Genomic DNA, 17,254 nt, shown 5'->3' with positions numbered 1-17,254 from the left:
CGGCGGAGCGCCCCCCTAAGGGCGCTCCGCCGTTTCTCAGGTGGTCGTCCGGCGCCTGCGCGCCCCCGGCCTCCGCTCGCTCGGGCGGGTCACCGGGTCTCCCGACTCCAGCGCGGCGGCCCGGCGCTTCATGCCGAAGTCCGCCAGCGCCTCGGCCAGCTTGTGCACGGACGGCTCCGGCGCCATGACGTCGACGCGCAGACCGTGCTCCTCGGCCGTCTTCGCCGTGGCCGGGCCGATGCACGCGATCACCGTCACGTTGTGCGGCTTGCCCGCGATGCCGACCAGGTTGCGGACCGTCGACGAGGACGTGAAGAGGACCGCGTCGAAGCCACCGCCCTTGATCGCCTCGCGCGTCTCCGCCGGCGGCGGCGAGGCGCGCACCGTCCGGTAGGCGGTCACGTCGTCCACCTCCCAGCCCAGCTCGATCAGCCCGGCGACCAGGGTCTCGGTGGCGATGTCGGCGCGCGGCAGGAAGACCCGGTCGATCGGGTCGAAGACGGGGTCGTACGGCGGCCAGTCCTCCAGCAGGCCCGCGGCCGACTGCTCACCGCTCGGCACCAGGTCGGGCTTGACGCCGAAGGCGATCAGCGCCTTGGCCGTCTGCTCACCCACCGCAGCCACCTTGATACCCGCAAAAGCCCGAGCATCAAGTCCGTACTCCTCGAACTTCTCCCGCACGGCCTTCACCGCGTTGACGGACGTGAACGCGATCCACTCGTAGCGGCCGGTCACGAGCCCCTTCACGGCCCGCTCCATCTGCTGCGGGGTGCGCGGCGGCTCCACCGCGATGGTCGGCACCTCGTGCGGCACCGCGCCGTAGGAGCGCAACTGGTCGGAGAGCGACGCCGCCTGCTCCTTGGTCCGCGGCACGAGCACCTTCCAGCCGAACAGCGGCTTGGACTCGAACCAGGACAGCTGCTCGCGCCGGGCCGCGGCGGAACGCTCGCCGACCACGGCTATCACCGGCCGGCCGCCGTCCGGCGACGGCAGCACCTTCGCCTGCTTCAGCGTCTGCGCGATGGTGCCGAGCGTGGCCGTCCAGGTGCGCTGCCGGGTCGTCGTACCGGCGATCGTCACCGACATCGGGGTGTCCGGCTTCCGCCCGGCGGACACCAGTTCACCCGCGGCTGCCGCCACCGAGTCCAGCGTCGTGGAGACGACGACCGTGCCGTCCGACGCGCCGACCTCGGTCCAGCACCGGTCCGACGCGGTACGGGCGTCCACGAACCGGACGTCCGCGCCCTGCGCGTCGCGCAGCGGCACACCGGCGTACGCGGGCACGCCGACCGCCGCCGCCACACCGGGCACCACCTCGAAGGGCACCCCGGCGGCCGCGCAGGCGAGCATCTCCTCGGCCGCGTACGTGTCGAGCCCCGGGTCGCCGGAGACCGCACGGACGACCCGCCTGCCGCCCCGCGCAGCCTCCATGACAAGATGAGCGGCATCCCGGGCAGCGCCCGGGACAGCGGCGGTTGTTGACGTGCCGTCAACGACCGTCAGCTGGGGCGTGCCCGTGCCTGGCGGCGGGACCGGTGAAGAGGCCGCGTCCGTCGGCACCACGGAGACGCCCTGTCGGGCGTGCGTCCGGATGACGTCGAGGACCTCGTTCTCGGCGATGAGGACGTCCGCGCTCGACAGCGCCTCCACGGCGCGCAGAGTCAGCAGTCCCGGATCTCCGGGTCCGGCACCGAGGAAGGTGACGTGCCCGTGTTCAGGACCGGCGGCAGGAAGGGCGGTGGGGCTCAATGTGCTCGCTCCCCCATCAGACCGGCCGCACCCTGGGCGAGCATCTCGGTGGCGAGTTCGCGACCGAGCGCCACTGCCGCGTCATGCGTCTGGGGCACGGGACCGGTGGTGGACAGCTGCACCGTACGCGTGCCGTCGGGGGTCCCGACGACGCCGCGCAGGCGCATTTCCTTGACAGTCTGCCCGTCGGCCAGAAGGCCGGCCAGCGCGCCTACAGGGGCGCTGCACCCGGCCTCCAGGGCGGCGAGCAGTGACCGCTCGGCGGTGACGGCGACCCGCGTGAACGGGTCGTCCAGCTCGCCGAGCGCCGCGATGAGGTCCGCGCGGTCCGCGGCACACTCGATCGCCAGGGCCCCCTGGCCGGGGGCGGGCAGAACCGTGTCGACCGACAGGAAGTCGGTCACCTCGTCGCTCCGGCCGATCCGGTTCAGTCCGGCGGCGGCCAGCACCACGGCGTCCAGCTCGCCGTTGCGGACGAAGCCGATGCGCGTGTCGACGTTGCCCCGGATCGGGACGGTCTCGATGTCCAGGCCGTGGGCGCGGGCGTACGCGTTCAGCTGCGCCATGCGGCGCGGGGAGCCGGTACCGACGCGCGCCCCGCGGGGCAGGTCGGTGAACTTCAGGTCGTCGCGCGCGACGATCACGTCCCGCGGGTCCTCCCGCACCGGTACGGCGGCCAGGACCAGCTCCTCGGGCTGCGTGGTCGGCAGGTCCTTCAGCGAATGAACCGCGAAGTCGACCTCGCCGCGCAGCAGCGCGTCCCGCAGCGCGGTGACGAACACACCGGTGCCGCCGATCTGCGTCAGGTGCTCGCGGGAGACATCGCCGTGCGTGGTGATCTCGACCAGTTCGACGGGCCGCCCGGTCACCCGGCGGACGGCCTCCGCCACCTGCCCGGACTGGGCCATGGCGAGCTTGCTCCGCCGTGTGCCCAGCCGCAGTGCTCTGTCACTCATACCGGTCGGTCCTTGTCGTCTGTGCTGTCCCCGGCCCGGGAGACGGCGGCGACCGTCTCGGGGTCGAGGTCGAAGAGGGTGCGCAGCGCGTCCGCGTACCCGGCGCCGCCGGGCTCGGCCGCGAGCTGCTTGACCCGTACGGTCGGCGCGTGCAGCAGCTTGTCGACGACCCGGTGCACGGCCTGCCGGATCTCGCCGCGCTGGCGCTCGTCCAGGTCGGGCAGTCGGCCGTCGAGCCGCGCGATCTCACTGGCGACGACATCGGCGGCCATGGTGCGCAGCGCGACCACGGTCGGCGTGATGTGCGCCGCCCGCTGGGCCGCGCCGAAGGCCGCGACCTCGTCGGAGACGATACGCCGGACCAGGTCCACGTCGGCCGCCATCGGAGCGTCGGCGGAAGCTTCCGCCAGCGACTCGATGTCCACCAGCCGCACCCCGGCCAGCCGGTGCACGGCCGCGTCGATGTCCCGCGGCATGGCGAGGTCGAGCAGGAAGAAGAAGGGCGCCGGGCGCTCGGCCGGCGGCTCCGGCCTGCGCCGCTCCGGGATCCGGCCCACCGTCGCCGCGGTCGCGGCGAGCGCGGCGATCAGCTCGGCGTCCGCCTCGGGCGTACGACGCTCCCGCCGGTCCAGTGCTCCGCCCGCGACCCAGGCCGCGTGCTGCTCCAGGGTCGCCGCGTCCATCCCGGCCACGGCGGCCTCGCCCAGCACGGAGAAACCGGACTGCGCGGCGGCCAGGTCCAGCGGGCAGTTCTCCTCGGCGCCGACGCCGGTGGCGGGCGACGCAAGGCCCTGCGGTACGGCCGTGGCAGCGCTGGTGTCGGCGACGGCCGGCTGCCCGGTGCGCCCCTCCACCGCCTGCGCGACCGCCTCCGCGGTGAGCACCAGGCCCGTCGCCCCGGTGCAGGAGACGACCACGTCGGCACGTGTCAGCTCGGCCGGCACCGCGTCCATCGGGACCGCACGGGCGGTCACGGCGTTGTCGTCGGCCTCGGCGAGGATCTGGACGAGCCGCTCGGCGCGCTCGAAGGTCCGGTTGGCGACGACGATCTCGGCGACCCCGGACCGCGCCAGCGTGGCAGCGGCCAGCGAGGACATCGATCCGGCGCCGATGACCAGCGCCTTCTTGCCCCGCGCCCAGGCCGGCACCGCGGTGCCGACGGCCAGCTGCTCCAGGCCGAAGGTGACCAGCGACTGCCCGGCCCGGTCGATGCCGGTCTCGGAGTGGGCGCGCTTGCCGACCCGCAGGGCCTGCTGGAAGAGGTCGTTCAGCAGCTTGCCGGCGGTGTGCAGCTCCTGCGCACGGGCCAGCGAGTCCTTGATCTGCCCGAGGATCTGGCCCTCGCCGACCACCATCGAGTCCAGGCCGCAGGCCACCGAGAAGAAGTGGTGGACGGCCCGGTCCTCGTAGTGCACGTACAGATAGGGCGTCAGCTCTTCCAGGCCGACCCCGCTGTGCCGGGCGAGCAGCGTGGACAGCTCGGCGACACCGGCGTGGAACTTGTCCACGTCGGCGTACAGCTCGATGCGGTTGCAGGTGGCGAGCACCGCGGCCTCGGTGGCGGGCTCGGCGGCGACCGTGTCGTGCAACAGCTTGACCTGGGCGTCCACGCTCAGCGCCGCCCGCTCCAGCACGCTGACCGGGGCGCTGCGGTGACTCAGGCCTACGACGAGGAGGCTCATGCCGGCATCACGGCGGGTACGTCCCCGTCCGGTCCCTGGTCGGCGGACGCGGCGCGTCGGGGGGCGGCGGGCACCGAGCCCACGTCTCCGGCCGCGGTCTCCACCGCCGTGTCCTCCCCGGCCTTGCGCTGCTCGTGGAAGGCGAGGATCTGGAGTTCGATCGACAGGTCGACCTTGCGCACGTCGACGCCGTCCGGGACGGACAGCACGGTCGGCGCGAAGTTCAGGATGGAGGTGACCCCGGCGGCCACGAGGCGCTCGCAGACCTGCTGGGCGACGCCGGCCGGAGTGGCGATCACGCCGATGGAGACCCCGTTGTCCTTGATGATCTTCTCTAGGTCGTCGGTGTGCTGCACCGGGATGCCCGCGACCGGCTTGCCGGTGAGCGCCGGGTCGGCGTCGATCAGCGCGGCGACCCGGAAGCCACGGGAGGCGAAACCGCCGTAACCGGCGAGGGCGGCGCCGAGGTTACCGATACCGACGATGACAACCGGCCAGTCCTGGGTGAGGCCGAGTTCGCGGGAGATCTGGTAGACGAGATACTCCACGTCGTAGCCCACACCGCGGGTTCCGTACGAGCCCAGGTACGAGAAGTCCTTGCGCAGCTTGGCGGAGTTGACCCCCGCCGCCGCGGCCAGTTCCTCGGAGGAGACCGTGGGTACCGAGCGCTCCGACAGCGCGGTCAGGGCTCGGAGGTACAGCGGAAGCCGGGCGACGGTAGCCTCGGGAATCCCTCGGCTACGGCTCGCCGGTCGGTGTGTTCGGCCAGTTGCCACGGTGCTCCTGCGGGTAGAGCGGGGCTGTGGGCGGTCATACGTCCCCAGACCGCCCCGTCGACAGCAGGCTATGTCTTTGTGAACGCGTGCACAAAGATGGTGTCCGATTTGCCCCGCAGAAGTGACCGGGCTCACGCCCCTTTCACGCCTCCGGCGGGAACCGGCGCACACGCACCGACGTTCCTTCATTACTGGGGGCAAAACTGCACACTCTCCTCATGAATCCCGCCCCCGAGTTCACATCGCCGTCGATCCTAAGCGACTTTCCCGGCCAGTTGGACTAGTCGGTCAGTTCCCGGCGCAGCCGCTCCTCGTTCACCCGCCAGAAGGTGTGCTGCTCCCCGTCGACCAGCACCACCGGGATCTGCTCCCAGTACCGGTCGTACAGCTCCGGGTCCTGGCTGATGTCCCGGTACTCGACCGGGACGCCCAGCTCACCGCAGACCTTCTCGATCACCGTCTGCGCGTCGTCGCAGAGATGACAGCCGGGCTTGCGGATGAGCGTGACGCGCCGCTCGCGCGGCCCGGTCTTACGACGAAAGAGGGGACTCATACCAGCCATTGTGACCCCGTCCCTCCAGGCCTCTTTTACGACGCGGTCGCGCAGAGTTCACAGCGCGCCAACCTCTCGACTCCGGAAGCACCGAACAAACTGGCTATGCTCACCGCATGGCCGCTCTTGGATGGCTCACTCCCCGTAGGCGCTCCGCCACGGCGCGGAGCGTTTTGGCAGGCGAGGCCTCGGCGGAGGCCGCCCGCAAGTCCTCGCAGGAGGCACAGGAGGCGGAAGAGGCGCAAGCGGCTGCGCAGGCCGCCCCGGAGGAACCCGAGTTCCCGGTGATCGGCGACGAGAAGGCGGCCGCCTTCTTCGACCTCGACAACACCGTGATGCAGGGCGCCGCGCTCTTCCACTTCGGCCGGGGCCTGTACAAGCGGAAGTTCTTCGAGACCCGCGACCTCGCCCGGTTCGCCTGGCAGCAGGCCTGGTTCCGGCTGGCCGGCGTCGAGGACCCCGAGCACATGCAGGACGCCCGGGACTCCGCCCTCTCCATCGTCAAGGGCCACCGCGTCGTCGAGCTCCAGACGATCGGCGAGGAGATCTACGACGAGTACATGGCCGACCGCATCTGGCCCGGCACCCGCGCCCTCGCCCAGGCCCACCTGGACGCGGGCCAGAAGGTCTGGCTGGTCACGGCGGCCCCGGTGGAGATCGCCACGGTCATCGCCCGCCGCCTGGGCCTGACCGGCGCGCTGGGCACGGTCGCCGAGTCCGTCGACGGCATCTACACGGGCAAGCTGGTCGGCGAGCCCCTGCACGGCCCCGCCAAGGCGGAGGCGGTCCGCGCCCTGGCCGCCGCGGAGGGCCTGGACCTGTCCCGCTGCGCGGCCTACAGCGACAGCCACAACGACATCCCGATGCTCTCGCTGGTCGGCCACCCGTACGCCATCAACCCCGACGCCAAGCTCCGCAGGCACGCCCGCGAGCAGGACTGGCGGCTGCGCGACTACCGCACCGGCCGCAAGGCGGCCAAGGTCGGCATCCCGGCCGCGGCCGGCGTGGGCGCGGTGGCCGGCGGCACGGCGGCCGCCATCGCCCTGAGCCGCCGCCGCCGCTGACCGCTCCCGCAGCCCACCCCCTGCCGTCTCCCCCAGCCGCCGCGCGCGCCCGAATTATGCCGCGGCCATTTCAACACGCCCTGTACCTCGCCGAAACCGGCCAGATTACGGTCAACAACCGATCAAGCTACGGCACTTGATAGGGCGCCAATCGGTTATAGATGCGACTCAATCGATGATTTGAGCAACTCGGTGTAGCAGTGCCTGCACGAAGCGTTATTCTCCTCAGACGCAAACCGGTACCCCTCCGTCGCTACGACGGGTGAAAGGTCCCGCACTGCACGTGATGGAAGCTCTGCCTCTGGGAGTCCCGTGTACCCACACGTCGGGGTTGACGCCTCGGGCCTGGCTACGCTGCGCGCAACGGTCGCAACGCTCAAAGAGACGCTGCGCGGCTTCGTCCCCACCGCGTACGCCGTCCCCGCCCTCGCCACCGCCGCGCCCCTCGGTCCGTGCTACGCACTGGCCGAGAGCAGCGCCGCCGTCGGCAGACGCGGGCGCTCCGCCGGTGCCGGCACCGGCTCCGGCAGCGGCGCCACCACCGCCCGCCGCCCGGCCGCCGACAGCGACAGCGCACGCATGATGGACCTGGTCGAACGGGCCCAGGCCGGCGAGGCCGAGGCCTTCGGCCGGCTCTACGACCAGTACAGCGACACGGTGTACCGGTACATCTACTACCGCGTCGGCGGCCGCGCCACCGCCGAGGACCTCACCAGCGAGACCTTTCTGCGCGCCCTGCGCAGGATCGGCACCTTCACCTGGCAGGGCCGCGACTTCGGCGCCTGGCTGGTGACGATCGCCCGCAACCTCGTCGCCGACCACTTCAAGTCCAGCCGGTTCCGGCTGGAGGTCACCACCGGCGAGATGCTCGACGCCAACGAGGTCGAGCGCTCCCCGGAGGACTCCGTCCTGGAGTCCCTGTCCAACGCCGCCCTGCTGGACGCCGTACGCCGGCTCAACCCCCAGCAGCAGGAGTGTGTGACCCTCCGCTTCCTCCAGGGCCTCTCGGTCGCCGAGACCGCCCGTGTCATGGGCAAGAACGAGGGCGCCATCAAGACCCTCCAGTACCGCGCGGTCCGCACCCTCGCCCGGCTGCTGCCGGACGACGTGCGCTGAGCGGTGACTCCGGGCGACGCTCAACTCACGGTCGGTGAAAGAGCGTTGCCTTTCTGAGCGGATCATCCGCCGTCCGTAACCCAAGTGCCGCGCCAGTCGTTGTGCGGGATACAGGCTCCCTGTGGTCACGTCCCTCAGGACCCCCCGGGGGGAGTCGACCGTCATGACGAGAGGAGGTGCCGCCAGTGATCGCGAACGTATCGGCGCACCGGCGGGCGAACGCCTTCGCCCAGGCCCTGGAGGAGCAGTCCGACCGGGACACGGCGGCCGAGCAGTCCGCAGCACCGGCGGGATCCCCGCCGACCCCCGAGGAACGGACCGAACAGGGCCAGCTGCTGGCCCTCGCCACGGGTCTCGGCGCGCTGCCCAAGCCCCAGCTCGACCCCGAGGTCAAGGTCGTCCAGCGGGCCCAGCTGGTGGCCGCGATGGAGGCCATGCTCCAGGAGGGAACCGCGGCGGCGGAAGCGTCGGTACCCGAACAGCGCTCCAGGAACCGGGGCGCGCACCGGGCGAGCCCGCTCGGCAAGCTCCGGCCCCGGTCACGGCTGACCAAGGGGCTCGCCGCCGGCGGCCTCAGCGTCGGTGTGGCCGCCGGGGCCTTCGGCGGGGTGGCCGCGGCCAGCTCCGAGGCCCTGCCCGGTGACTCGCTGTACGGCCTGAAGCGCGGCATCGAGGACTTCAAGCTCAACTACCTGACCGACGGCGCGGACCAGCAGGGCCAGGCCTATCTGGACCTCGCCTCGACCCGGCTCGGCGAGGCCCGCCGGCTCATGGAGCGCGGCCGGGGCGGCCACCTCGACCACGAGTCCATCGGCGAGATCCGCCGCACCCTGTCCGGCATGCAGCACGACGTGGCCGAGGGCCACCGCCTGCTGCACGCGGCCTATGAGGCCGACCCCGGCTCGCTCGGCCCGATCCAGGCGCTCTCCGCCTTCTCGCGGTCCCACCGCGAGGCCTGGACCGCGCTGAGCGACCGGCTTCCGGTCCAGCTGGGGGACGTCAAACAGCAGGTCTCGTCGGTCTTCGACGCCATAGACCAAGAGGTCGCCCCGCTCCAGTCGCTGCTGCCGCAGCCGCCCGCCCAGACCGGCGACGGCGCCCGGCACCGCTCCGGCCCGGCGTCCCCGGGCGCCTCCGGCCGCCACCGCGCGACCGCGCCCAGCTCCGCCGGCAGCACCCCCTCCGCCGGCGGACACACCAGCACCGGCACCCCGAGCGGCTCGGCGACCGGCACCGGCGGCGACGGCCTCCTCGGCGGCAACACGGGCGGACTGCTGGACCCGCCCAGGACCGGCACCGAGGGCAGCTCCCCGACCGCCGGCAAGTCCCCGACCACCGAACCGGACGTCACCGTGCCCCCGCTCCTCCCCGGCCTGCTCCCCGGCCTGGGCATCGACAGCGAGGACACGACGAACTGACCCGCCGGTACGGCGACACGGTTACGGCGATGGGGGCGGCCCACCCGAGCGGCCCGCCCCCATCGTCGTAACCGGGGCTCGGAAGACACGGCTCAGAAGAACACCGAGCGCCGCTGCACCAGCAGCTTGTACAGCGTGTGCTGGATCTGCTCCCTGACCTGGTCCGTCAGGTTGAACATCAGCATCGGATCCTCGGCCGCCTCCGCCGGATACCCCTCCGTGGGAATCGGCTCCCCGAACTGGATCGTCCACTTGGTCGGCAGCGGAATCGCCCCGAGCGGCCCCAGCCACGGAAACGTCGGCGTCAGCGGAAAGTACGGAAATCCCAGCAGCCGCGCGAGCGTCTTCGCGTTGCCGACCATCGGGTAGATCTCCTCCGCCCCCACGATCGAGCACGGCACGATCGGCACGCCCTGCCGCAGCGCGGTGGAGACGAACCCGCCCCGCCCGAACCGCTGCAACTTGTACCGCTCGCTGAACGGCTTCCCGATGCCCTTGAACCCCTCCGGCATCACCCCGACCAGCTCACCCTGCGCCAGCAGCCGCTCGGCGTCCTCCGCGCAGGCCAGCGTGTGCCCCAGCTTGCGCGCCAGCTCGTTCACCACCGGCAGCACGAACACCAGGTCCGCCGCGAGCAACCGCAGATGCCGCCCCGCCGGATGATGGTCGTGCACGGCGACCTGCATCATCAGCCCGTCCAGCGGCAGCGTCCCGGAGTGGTTGGCGACGATCAGCGCGCCGCCCTCCTTGGGGATGTTCTCGATCCCCTTCACATCGACCCGGAAGTACTTCTCGTACAGCGGCCGCAGCAGTGACATCAGGACCTGGTCGGTCAGCTCGGCGTCGTACCCGAAGTCGTCGACCTCGTACTCCCCGGTCAGTCGGCGCCGCAGGAAGGACAGCCCGGCCGCCACTCGCCGCTCCAGGCCGGCCGCGGGCCCCTCGGCCCCCGGCTGCCCCGCCGGGCTCTGCTCAGGGCTCACAGGCTCGTTCTCCTGCGCCCGCGCCCGTCCGGGCAGCGGCTGGACCTCACCCATCTCCTCGGCCCCGCCGAGAGCCCCGCCGAGGGCCCCGCCGGCGGCCCCCCGCCGGCTCCCCGCGCCCCGGCGCCGCCCCGGGCGCTGCCCCGCGCTGCCGCGGGACCGGTCGTCGTCGAACGGAATGACCTTGGCGTCCGCCATCGTTCCTGCGCTCCTCGGTTGGCGCTATTCGGCGCTGTGCGTCATGAGCCGACCGCCGGCCTGGGCGGCCAGCGCGGCGATCCGGTCGACGGCCCCCGCCAGGGTCTCCGGCGGCACCAGCCCCGGGCCCTGGGCGCGCGCGAAGTCCGCGAACGCCTCCGCCGTCGTGTAGCCGGGCGTGAAGCCCAGCGTGTCGCGCATCTGGACGGTGTCCACCACCCGTCCGTGGGTCAGCAACCGGATCTGCTCGGGTGAGAAGTCCGTCATACCCAGCGTACGGACCAGCGAGCCGGCCCAGGTGACCGCGGGCAGCAGCAGCGGCACGGTCGGCCGGCCCAGCCGCCGCGAGCACTGCGAGAGCAGCAGCACCCCGTCGCCCGCGATGTTGAACGTGCCGCTGTTGAGGGTGCCCCGGCGCGGCTCGTGCGAGGCGAGCCGCAGCACCTCGATGACGTCGTCCTCGTGCACGAACTGCAACCGCGGGTCGTAGCCGAGCACGGTCGGCAGCACGGGCAGCGCGAAGTACGAGGCGAGGGGGGTGTCCGCGGCCGGTCCGAGGATGTTCGCGAACCGCAGTACGCACACCGCGACGTCCGGGCGCCGCCGGGCGAACCCGCGCACATATCCCTCGACCTCGACGGTGTCCTTGGCGAACCCGCCGCTCGGCAGCGACTTCGGCGGCGTCGTCTCGGTGAACACGGCCGGGTCCCGTGGCGCGGAGCCGTACACATTGGTGCTGGACTTCACCACCAGCCGCTGGACCGCCGGTGACTTCTGGCAGGCGCCGAGCAGCTGCATGGTGCCGATGACGTTGGTCTCCTTGACCGTGGCCCGGCTGCCGCCGCCGAGCGCCGTGCCCGTCACATCGAGGTGTACGACGGTGTCCGCGCCGGTCTCGGCGACCACCCGGGCGATCGTCGGCTTCCGGATGTCGGCCTGGATGAACTCGGCTCCGCCCAGATCGTGCGCCGGCGGCACCGCGTCCACCGCGATCACCCGCTCGACCTCCGGGTCACGCTGGATCCGCCGTACGAACCGGCCGCCCAGCTGCCGGGCCACTCCGGTGACAAGCACGACCTTTCCCAAGATCAGCGCCTTCCTTCCCGCACTGTCCGCAATTGCCCGCACTGCCCGCGTTCCCCGTGTGCGGCCAACTTAGCGGCTCGGTGTTGCGCTGTGATGACCGCCCGACGCACCAGGTGACGGAATTTCGCCGGACATGCGTGTGGCCCCCCACCGACAACGGTGGAGGGCCACAGCGGGACGCGCCTTCGCGGCGCGCGTACTACTTCTTGTTGCGACGCTGAACACGCGTGCGCTTCAGCAGCTTGCGGTGCTTCTTCTTGGCCATCCGCTTGCGCCGCTTCTTGATAACAGAGCCCACGACTACCCTCGCTCACTTCTCATCACTCGGTTGTTTGGGCGCCATGGGCCCACACGACCTACGAGGGGCTAGCCTACCCAACCGAGCGCCGAGGTCGTAATCGAGGGGTGCCCCGGGGTCGCCGGGACGTCGCCGTCAGGCCGTCTCCACCCCCACATAGCTGTCACGGAGGTACTCGTGTACCGCTTGCTCCGGGACGCGGAAGGACCGCCCCACCCGGATCGCGGGCAGATGACCACTGTGCACCAGGCGGTACACGGTCATCTTCGACACTCGCATCACCGCGGCGACCTCCGCCACGGTCAGGAACACAACCTCGTTCAGAGGCCTCTCGCCAGCTGCCATGACACACCTGAACCTTCCGCACTCGACGGCCACCGGCTTCCCCTTCCGGTGACTCTTCGTCGTTGCGCGCTCACTCCCCAGACTAGGGGCGGGTGATGCGAGTGGGGAAGAGGTGCACCCATCGGCGGCCTACTGTGACAGACAGGCTCGTTTGAGCACGTAGCGGGTGAGCGGGCGGTAGTGCGCGGAGCGCACGCCGTCATCAAGCGGAACGACGACGGACACGGACCCCTCGGCCTGCCCCACGAACGGCGCGGGATCATCCGTATCGGCCAGCCCGATCGCCTCGAACCCCAGCTGACCTGCACCGCAGACCCAGCCATGGTCACCGACGACCAGTTCGGGCAACGGTCCTCCGCTCTCCGCGGCGGCGCCGAGCGCGACCCGAACCGGGAGCGGCGAGTGGCTGTGCACCCCCGGCTCACAACCGGGGCGCTCGGGGCCGGTTTCCCGCACCAAGCCGACTCCCCGGGCGTAGTCGAGCCGATACGTACGTAGACCGAACCGGGTCAATATGTCGACACAGCGACCCTGCGCCGGGGTGAGCACCTCACATCCCGCCGCCGAGAGCGCGTCCGCGAGACCGCCGTAGAACCCGAGCAGCCGCTGCGGATGCCCAGTCCCGAACAGCACCGGCGCACCTCTCCTGGCCACCTCCCCGATCCGCTCCGCGAAGGCGTCCAGCGCGGCCAGCGTCAGCTCCGGATCGATCACATCGGGACCCGAGGTATGCCGCGGATCCGCCGAGACCCCGCACCTGTCCGCCATCAGGGCGAGCAACTCCGGCTGCCCCCAGGCCCCCTCGGGGTCGATCCCGATCGTCACCCGCGGATCCCGGGCCGCGAACAACCGGTAACTCCGCAGACTGGCCTCGCGCGAGGTCCCCACGACCCCGGCCAGCCGCACGGCCACCAGATACGCACACAGCTCGGCGGGCGACAGCACGCCTGCGATGCTGACGCACCGGGCACCCGGATTCCCCACGAACGGCGAAAGAACCGCACGGTTGGCCTACAGCGGCACCGGTCCAAGGCACCGGCACCGGCACCCGGCTCAGGGCAGCAGCCCCCGCAGCGGGAACACCGCCCGCCGCGTCGCCAGCACCGCCTGGTCCAGGCGGTCGGCGGGGTCGTACCCCGCCTCCCACTCCGCGAACTCCACCGGCCACCGCCCGTCGGTCATCCGCTGCGGCCCCAACTGCCGGGTCCGCGCGAACACTTCCTGCCGCCATCCCTGCGGGATCACCGTCTCCGGAGCCACCGGCCGCCCCGCCGCGATCGCCACCAGATGCGTCCAGGACCGCGGTACGACGTCCACCACCGCGTAGCCGCCACCGCCCAGCGCGACCCACTTCCCCCCGGCGTACTCGTGCGCCAGCTCGTGGCACGCCAGCTGCACCGCCCGCTGCGCGTCCAGCGACACCGCGAGATGCGCCAGCGGGTCCTCGAAGTGCGTGTCGGCCCCGTGCTGCGAGACGAGCACCTGCGGCCGGAACTCCGCCAGCAGCTCCGGCACCACCGCGTGGAAGGCCCGCACCCACCCGGCGTCCCCGGTGCCGGCGGGCAGTGCCACGTTCACCGCGGCCCCCTCCGCCGCCCCGGCCCCGGTCTCCTGCGGCCACCCGGTCTGCGGGAACAGCGTCCGTGGATGCTCGTGCAGGGAGATCGTCAGTACCCGCGGGTCCTCCCAGAACGCGGCCTGCACCCCGTCCCCGTGATGCACGTCCACATCCACGTACGCGACCCGCTCGGCGCCCATCTCCAGCAGCCGGGCGATGGCGAGCGCCGCGTCGTTGTACACGCAGAACCCGGACGCGCCTCCCGGCATCGCGTGGTGCAGCCCGCCCGCGAAGTTCACCGCGTGGTCGGCGTCCCCCCGCCACACCGCTTCGGCCGCCCCGACCGACTGCCCGGCGATCAGCGCGGACACCTCGTGCATCCCGGCGAAGGCGGGATCGTCCTCGGTCCCCAGCCCGTACGACCCGTCCGCCCGCGCCGGAGATTCCGACACGGCCTTCACCGCGTCGATGTAGTCCTCCCGGTGCACCAGCCGCAGCGTCGACTCACCGGCCGGCTTCGCCGCGACGACCGCCAGCTCCCGGTCGAGCCCGAAGGCACCCACCAGCTTCCGGGTCAGCTCCAGCCGGACCGGGTCCATCGGATGACCCGGGCCGAAGTCATAGCCCGTTACTGCCTCGTCCCACATCAGCTGTGCGCGGCCGCTCATGACCGCCACCGTATCGGTCCGGATGAACCATGAACGACCTGGCGTACACCACCGTGACCAGCACCAGCGCCATCGGCACCAGCATGGCCCCGCGATAGCTCCACGCATCGCCCAAGGCCCCCACCAGCGGCGAACCCACGAGAAAACCCACGTAATTGAAGACGTTGAGCCGCGCCACGGCCGCGTCCGAAGCCCCCGGCCCGGCCAGCCGCCCCGCCGCCGCGAAGGTCTGCGGCACCAGCACACACAGGCCCAGCCCCAGCAGCGTGAACCCGAGCATCCCCACCCAGGCCCCGGGCGCCGAGGCCACCACCACGAACCCGCCGGCCGCCACCAGCGCCCCGAGCCGTACCACCGCCGCCGCTCCGAACCGCCGTACTCCCAGATCCCCGATGGACCGACCGAGCAGCGTGGTCACCATGTACACGTTGTACGGCACGGTCGCCAGCTGCTCCGAACTGCCCAGCACGTCCTTCAGGTACTTCGCGCTCCAGTTGGAGACCGTCGAGTCCCCGATGTACGCGAAGGTCATCACCAGACACAGCGGCAGCAGCACCCGGAAGGCCACCGCCCGGCCCCCCGCCCCGGCCGGCCCCTCCGCGTCCCCGGCCGGGCCCCCGTCGACATACCACCGGCTCCCCACCAGGGTCGCCGGCAACAGCACCAGCACCACCGGCAGATACGACACCCACAGCGCCAGCTGCCAGTGTGCCCCCGCCCACGCCAGCGAGGCCCCGAGGATCCCGCCCAGGCTGTACGCCGCGTGGAAGCTCAGCATGATGCTGCGCCCGTACGACCGCTGGAGGCTCACCCCGAGCATGTTCATGGAGGCGTCCAGCGCCCCCACGGCCAGCCCGAACACCCCCAGCGCCACCGCGAGCACCGCCAGCCGCCCGCCCGCACCGACGCCGAGCAGCGCCAGCAGCACCACCGGCTGGGACCAGCGCAGCAGCCGGCTGGGCCGTATCCGCCGCACCAGCCGCTCCGTGGTCACACTGCCCGCACCGGCCAGGACGGGTACGGCGGCGAGAAAGGCCGGCAGCAGCGCGTCCGAGATGCCGTACCGGTGCTGGACGGCCGGGATGCGCGTCACGAGCAGGGCGAAGGCGACACCCTGGGCGAAGAAGCTGAACGCCAACGAGGCCCTACCGCGCCGCAGCACATCAGTCATGGCGGCGAGCGTAGGGCCCCGGGCTACCTGTGGGTAGATCCAGCCAAAGGTGAATTTCCCTCAGCTTCAGCGGGCGACGGCCAGCGGCTCCTCGTGCCGCCGACCGGCCCGGCCGGCCTCGACCTCGGCGGCGAGCAGCCGCGCCATCGGCTCGGCGGCGAGCCCGCCACACACCACGAACGCGGCCGCGAGCGCCACCACCATGACGACCGTACCGAGCCACACCATGGTGTCCACCGGCACGGTGTAGGCGCCGACCACCCGCAGCACGCACTCCAGCAGCAGCGCCCCGCCCCACACCAGGGAGAACGCCCGCTCCTTGCGGAGGAAGACGGCCGAGCCGGCCACCGCACCGGACGCGAGCCGCGCCCAGGCGGCCTCCTTCTCGGCGTCGCCCTTGACCAGGAAGGGCTTCATCGCCGTCGTCATCATCGGCTTGCCGAGCGCCACGGACACCAGGATGCCGATCGCGACGGTGCTGCTGACCGCTCCGTCCTTGGCGAGCATCAGCCGTGGGTCGCCGGAGACGAAGCTGAGCACCAGGCCGACGACGTTCACGGCCAGGATGAGCAGGGCCAGCCCGTTGGCGGTCCGCTCCTTCACCAGGCCCCACACGGTCCGTGCCGCCGGCACCGCGCTGCTCCAGGCGAGCGCCGCGAAGGTGCTCAGACCGAAGGCGTCCTTGAGGACGTAGTACGCGCCGAGCGGGACCGCCACATCGAGGATCAGCGGCTTGAAGTTGTCGAGCGGGCTGCGGCTGTGGTTCCCCGTGTTCTTCGTCATGCCCTCAGCTTCGCCGCCGGGCGGGGTCCCCCAGTAGAAACGAACGTCCGGACCCCGGCATGACAATTGTCAGCCCCCGTGCCATGGCTCAGGTCATATCAGCAGGTCAGCCAAGTCCCCCATGTCGGCGAAGAGTTCCTTCGCCCCGGCCAGCCGCTCCGCCGGCGTCATCGCGGTGAACCCGTACACGTCCATCCCGGCCGCCAGCGCCGCCTGTACGCCCAGCGGGGAGTCCTCCACGACCGCGCACCGCTCGGGCGCGACCCCCATCTGCTCGGCCGCGTACAGGAAGAGATCGGGCGCCGGCTTGCCCCGTCCCACATCCTGCGAGCTGAAGATCCTGTCCTGCGCGAACCACCGGTCGAGCCCGGTCGTCCGGTGCCCGACCCGGATCCGCTCATGGCTCCCGGACGAACCCACGCAGTACGGCACTCCGACCCCGGCCAGCTTCTCCAGCACCCTGTCGACCCCCGGCACGGGCCTCAACTCCCGCTCGAACGCGGCGAACACACGGGCGTGGAAGACATCGTCGAACTCCTCGGGCAGCCGCCGGCCGGTCCGCTCGAGCACCAGGTCGTGGATCCGGTGCATGGCCGACCCCATGTAGTCCCGGATGGAGTCCTCGTACGACGTCGGGTGCCCCAGTTCGGTCAGATACGCGGCCAGCAGCCGGTTGGAGATCGGCTCACTGTCGACGAGCACACCGTCGTTGTCGAAGATGACGAGGTCATAGCGCATGACCCCACCCTAAACGCCCCTGAAAATGCAGAAAGGCCCACGCCATACGGCGTGGGCCTTTCCCAATGATTGTTCGGCGGTGTCCTACTCTCCCACAGGGTCCCCCCTGCAG

The 17,254-nt window shown here is 71.7% G+C and carries 17 protein-coding genes; 3 read left to right on the top strand and 14 right to left on the bottom strand.

What is annotated here, in order from left to right; genetic code table 11:
* Positions 1-36 precede the first annotated feature (36 nt).
* The 5 genes from ACWCV9_RS33895 to ACWCV9_RS33875 form a co-directional block, all read right to left on the bottom strand.
* Positions 37-1,749, bottom strand: coding sequence for a uroporphyrinogen-III synthase (locus tag ACWCV9_RS33895; RefSeq protein ID WP_450792379.1), 1,713 nt, complete (start codon positions 1,747-1,749; stop codon positions 37-39).
* A complete protein-coding gene (gene hemC, locus ACWCV9_RS33890; protein WP_450792377.1) occupies positions 1,746-2,705 on the bottom strand; it encodes a hydroxymethylbilane synthase in 960 nt (319 codons plus the stop codon). The genes ACWCV9_RS33895 and hemC overlap by 4 nt, the downstream gene beginning before the upstream one ends.
* Entirely contained in the window at positions 2,702-4,387 is a 1,686-nt protein-coding gene (locus ACWCV9_RS33885) for a glutamyl-tRNA reductase (RefSeq protein ID WP_450792375.1), read from the bottom strand. The genes hemC and ACWCV9_RS33885 overlap by 4 nt, the downstream gene beginning before the upstream one ends.
* Entirely contained in the window at positions 4,384-5,163 is a 780-nt protein-coding gene (locus ACWCV9_RS33880) for a redox-sensing transcriptional repressor Rex (protein WP_450792373.1), read from the bottom strand. Before ACWCV9_RS33880 ends, ACWCV9_RS33885 begins: the two co-directional genes overlap by 4 nt.
* 280 nt (positions 5,164-5,443) lie before the next feature.
* Complete coding sequence (locus tag ACWCV9_RS33875; RefSeq protein WP_385847184.1) at positions 5,444-5,716, bottom strand: glutaredoxin family protein; 273 nt, start codon at positions 5,714-5,716, stop codon at positions 5,444-5,446.
* Between the two features lie 116 nt (positions 5,717-5,832).
* Here ACWCV9_RS33875 and ACWCV9_RS33870 point away from each other — a divergent pair, with 116 nt between their 5' ends.
* From ACWCV9_RS33870 to ACWCV9_RS33860, 3 genes are all read left to right on the top strand, one after another.
* The gene (locus ACWCV9_RS33870) at positions 5,833-6,780 is read left to right on the top strand and encodes an HAD family hydrolase (RefSeq protein ID WP_450792370.1); all 948 of its coding nucleotides are present in this window, start codon (positions 5,833-5,835) and stop codon (positions 6,778-6,780) included.
* Positions 6,781-7,092: 312 nt separating this feature from the next.
* Positions 7,093-7,896 carry an ECF subfamily RNA polymerase sigma factor, BldN family gene (locus ACWCV9_RS33865; protein ID WP_450792368.1) on the top strand — a complete coding sequence of 268 codons (804 nt, stop codon included), beginning with the start codon at positions 7,093-7,095 and terminating at the stop codon, positions 7,894-7,896.
* Between the two features lie 185 nt (positions 7,897-8,081).
* Positions 8,082-9,314 (top strand): DUF5667 domain-containing protein, encoded by a 1,233-nt coding sequence (locus ACWCV9_RS33860; RefSeq protein WP_450792366.1) that lies wholly within the window; start codon positions 8,082-8,084, stop codon positions 9,312-9,314.
* A 92-nt stretch (positions 9,315-9,406) separates the two neighbouring features.
* On the opposite strand, the gene ACWCV9_RS33855 is transcribed toward ACWCV9_RS33860, so the two are convergent.
* The 9 genes from ACWCV9_RS33855 to ACWCV9_RS33815 form a co-directional block, all read right to left on the bottom strand.
* On the bottom strand, positions 9,407-10,495 hold the full coding sequence (locus ACWCV9_RS33855; protein ID WP_450792364.1) for a lysophospholipid acyltransferase family protein: 1,089 nt from the start codon (positions 10,493-10,495) through the stop codon (positions 9,407-9,409).
* A gap of 24 nt (positions 10,496-10,519) precedes the next feature.
* Positions 10,520-11,581, bottom strand: coding sequence for an NAD-dependent epimerase/dehydratase family protein (locus ACWCV9_RS33850; RefSeq protein ID WP_450792362.1), 1,062 nt, complete (start codon positions 11,579-11,581; stop codon positions 10,520-10,522).
* A 199-nt stretch (positions 11,582-11,780) separates the two neighbouring features.
* Positions 11,781-11,879 carry a 30S ribosomal protein bS22 gene (locus ACWCV9_RS33845; protein ID WP_003948845.1) on the bottom strand — a complete coding sequence of 33 codons (99 nt, stop codon included), beginning with the start codon at positions 11,877-11,879 and terminating at the stop codon, positions 11,781-11,783.
* Positions 11,880-12,014: 135 nt separating this feature from the next.
* Complete coding sequence (locus ACWCV9_RS33840) at positions 12,015-12,224, bottom strand: helix-turn-helix domain-containing protein (protein WP_177235464.1); 210 nt, start codon at positions 12,222-12,224, stop codon at positions 12,015-12,017.
* Positions 12,225-12,353: 129 nt separating this feature from the next.
* Positions 12,354-13,169: a phosphatase gene (locus ACWCV9_RS33835; RefSeq protein ID WP_450792360.1), complete on the bottom strand. Its 816-nt coding sequence runs from the start codon at positions 13,167-13,169 to the stop codon at positions 12,354-12,356.
* 108 nt (positions 13,170-13,277) lie between these two features.
* The gene (locus tag ACWCV9_RS33830; RefSeq protein ID WP_450792358.1) at positions 13,278-14,450 is read right to left on the bottom strand and encodes an acetoin utilization protein AcuC; all 1,173 of its coding nucleotides are present in this window, start codon (positions 14,448-14,450) and stop codon (positions 13,278-13,280) included.
* Positions 14,401-15,621, bottom strand: coding sequence for an MFS transporter (locus tag ACWCV9_RS33825; protein WP_450792356.1), 1,221 nt, complete (start codon positions 15,619-15,621; stop codon positions 14,401-14,403). Before ACWCV9_RS33825 ends, ACWCV9_RS33830 begins: the two co-directional genes overlap by 50 nt.
* 66 nt (positions 15,622-15,687) lie before the next feature.
* Entirely contained in the window at positions 15,688-16,404 is a 717-nt protein-coding gene (locus tag ACWCV9_RS33820) for a VC0807 family protein (protein ID WP_450792354.1), read from the bottom strand.
* A 93-nt stretch (positions 16,405-16,497) separates the two neighbouring features.
* Complete coding sequence (locus ACWCV9_RS33815; RefSeq protein WP_450792353.1) at positions 16,498-17,142, bottom strand: HAD family hydrolase; 645 nt, start codon at positions 17,140-17,142, stop codon at positions 16,498-16,500.
* Positions 17,143-17,254 lie beyond the last annotated feature (112 nt).

Source organism: Streptomyces sp. NPDC001606 (genome assembly GCF_053596835.1).
Note: the sequence above shows the minus strand (reverse complement) of the source record. Positions and strands in the feature narration are given on the sequence as shown.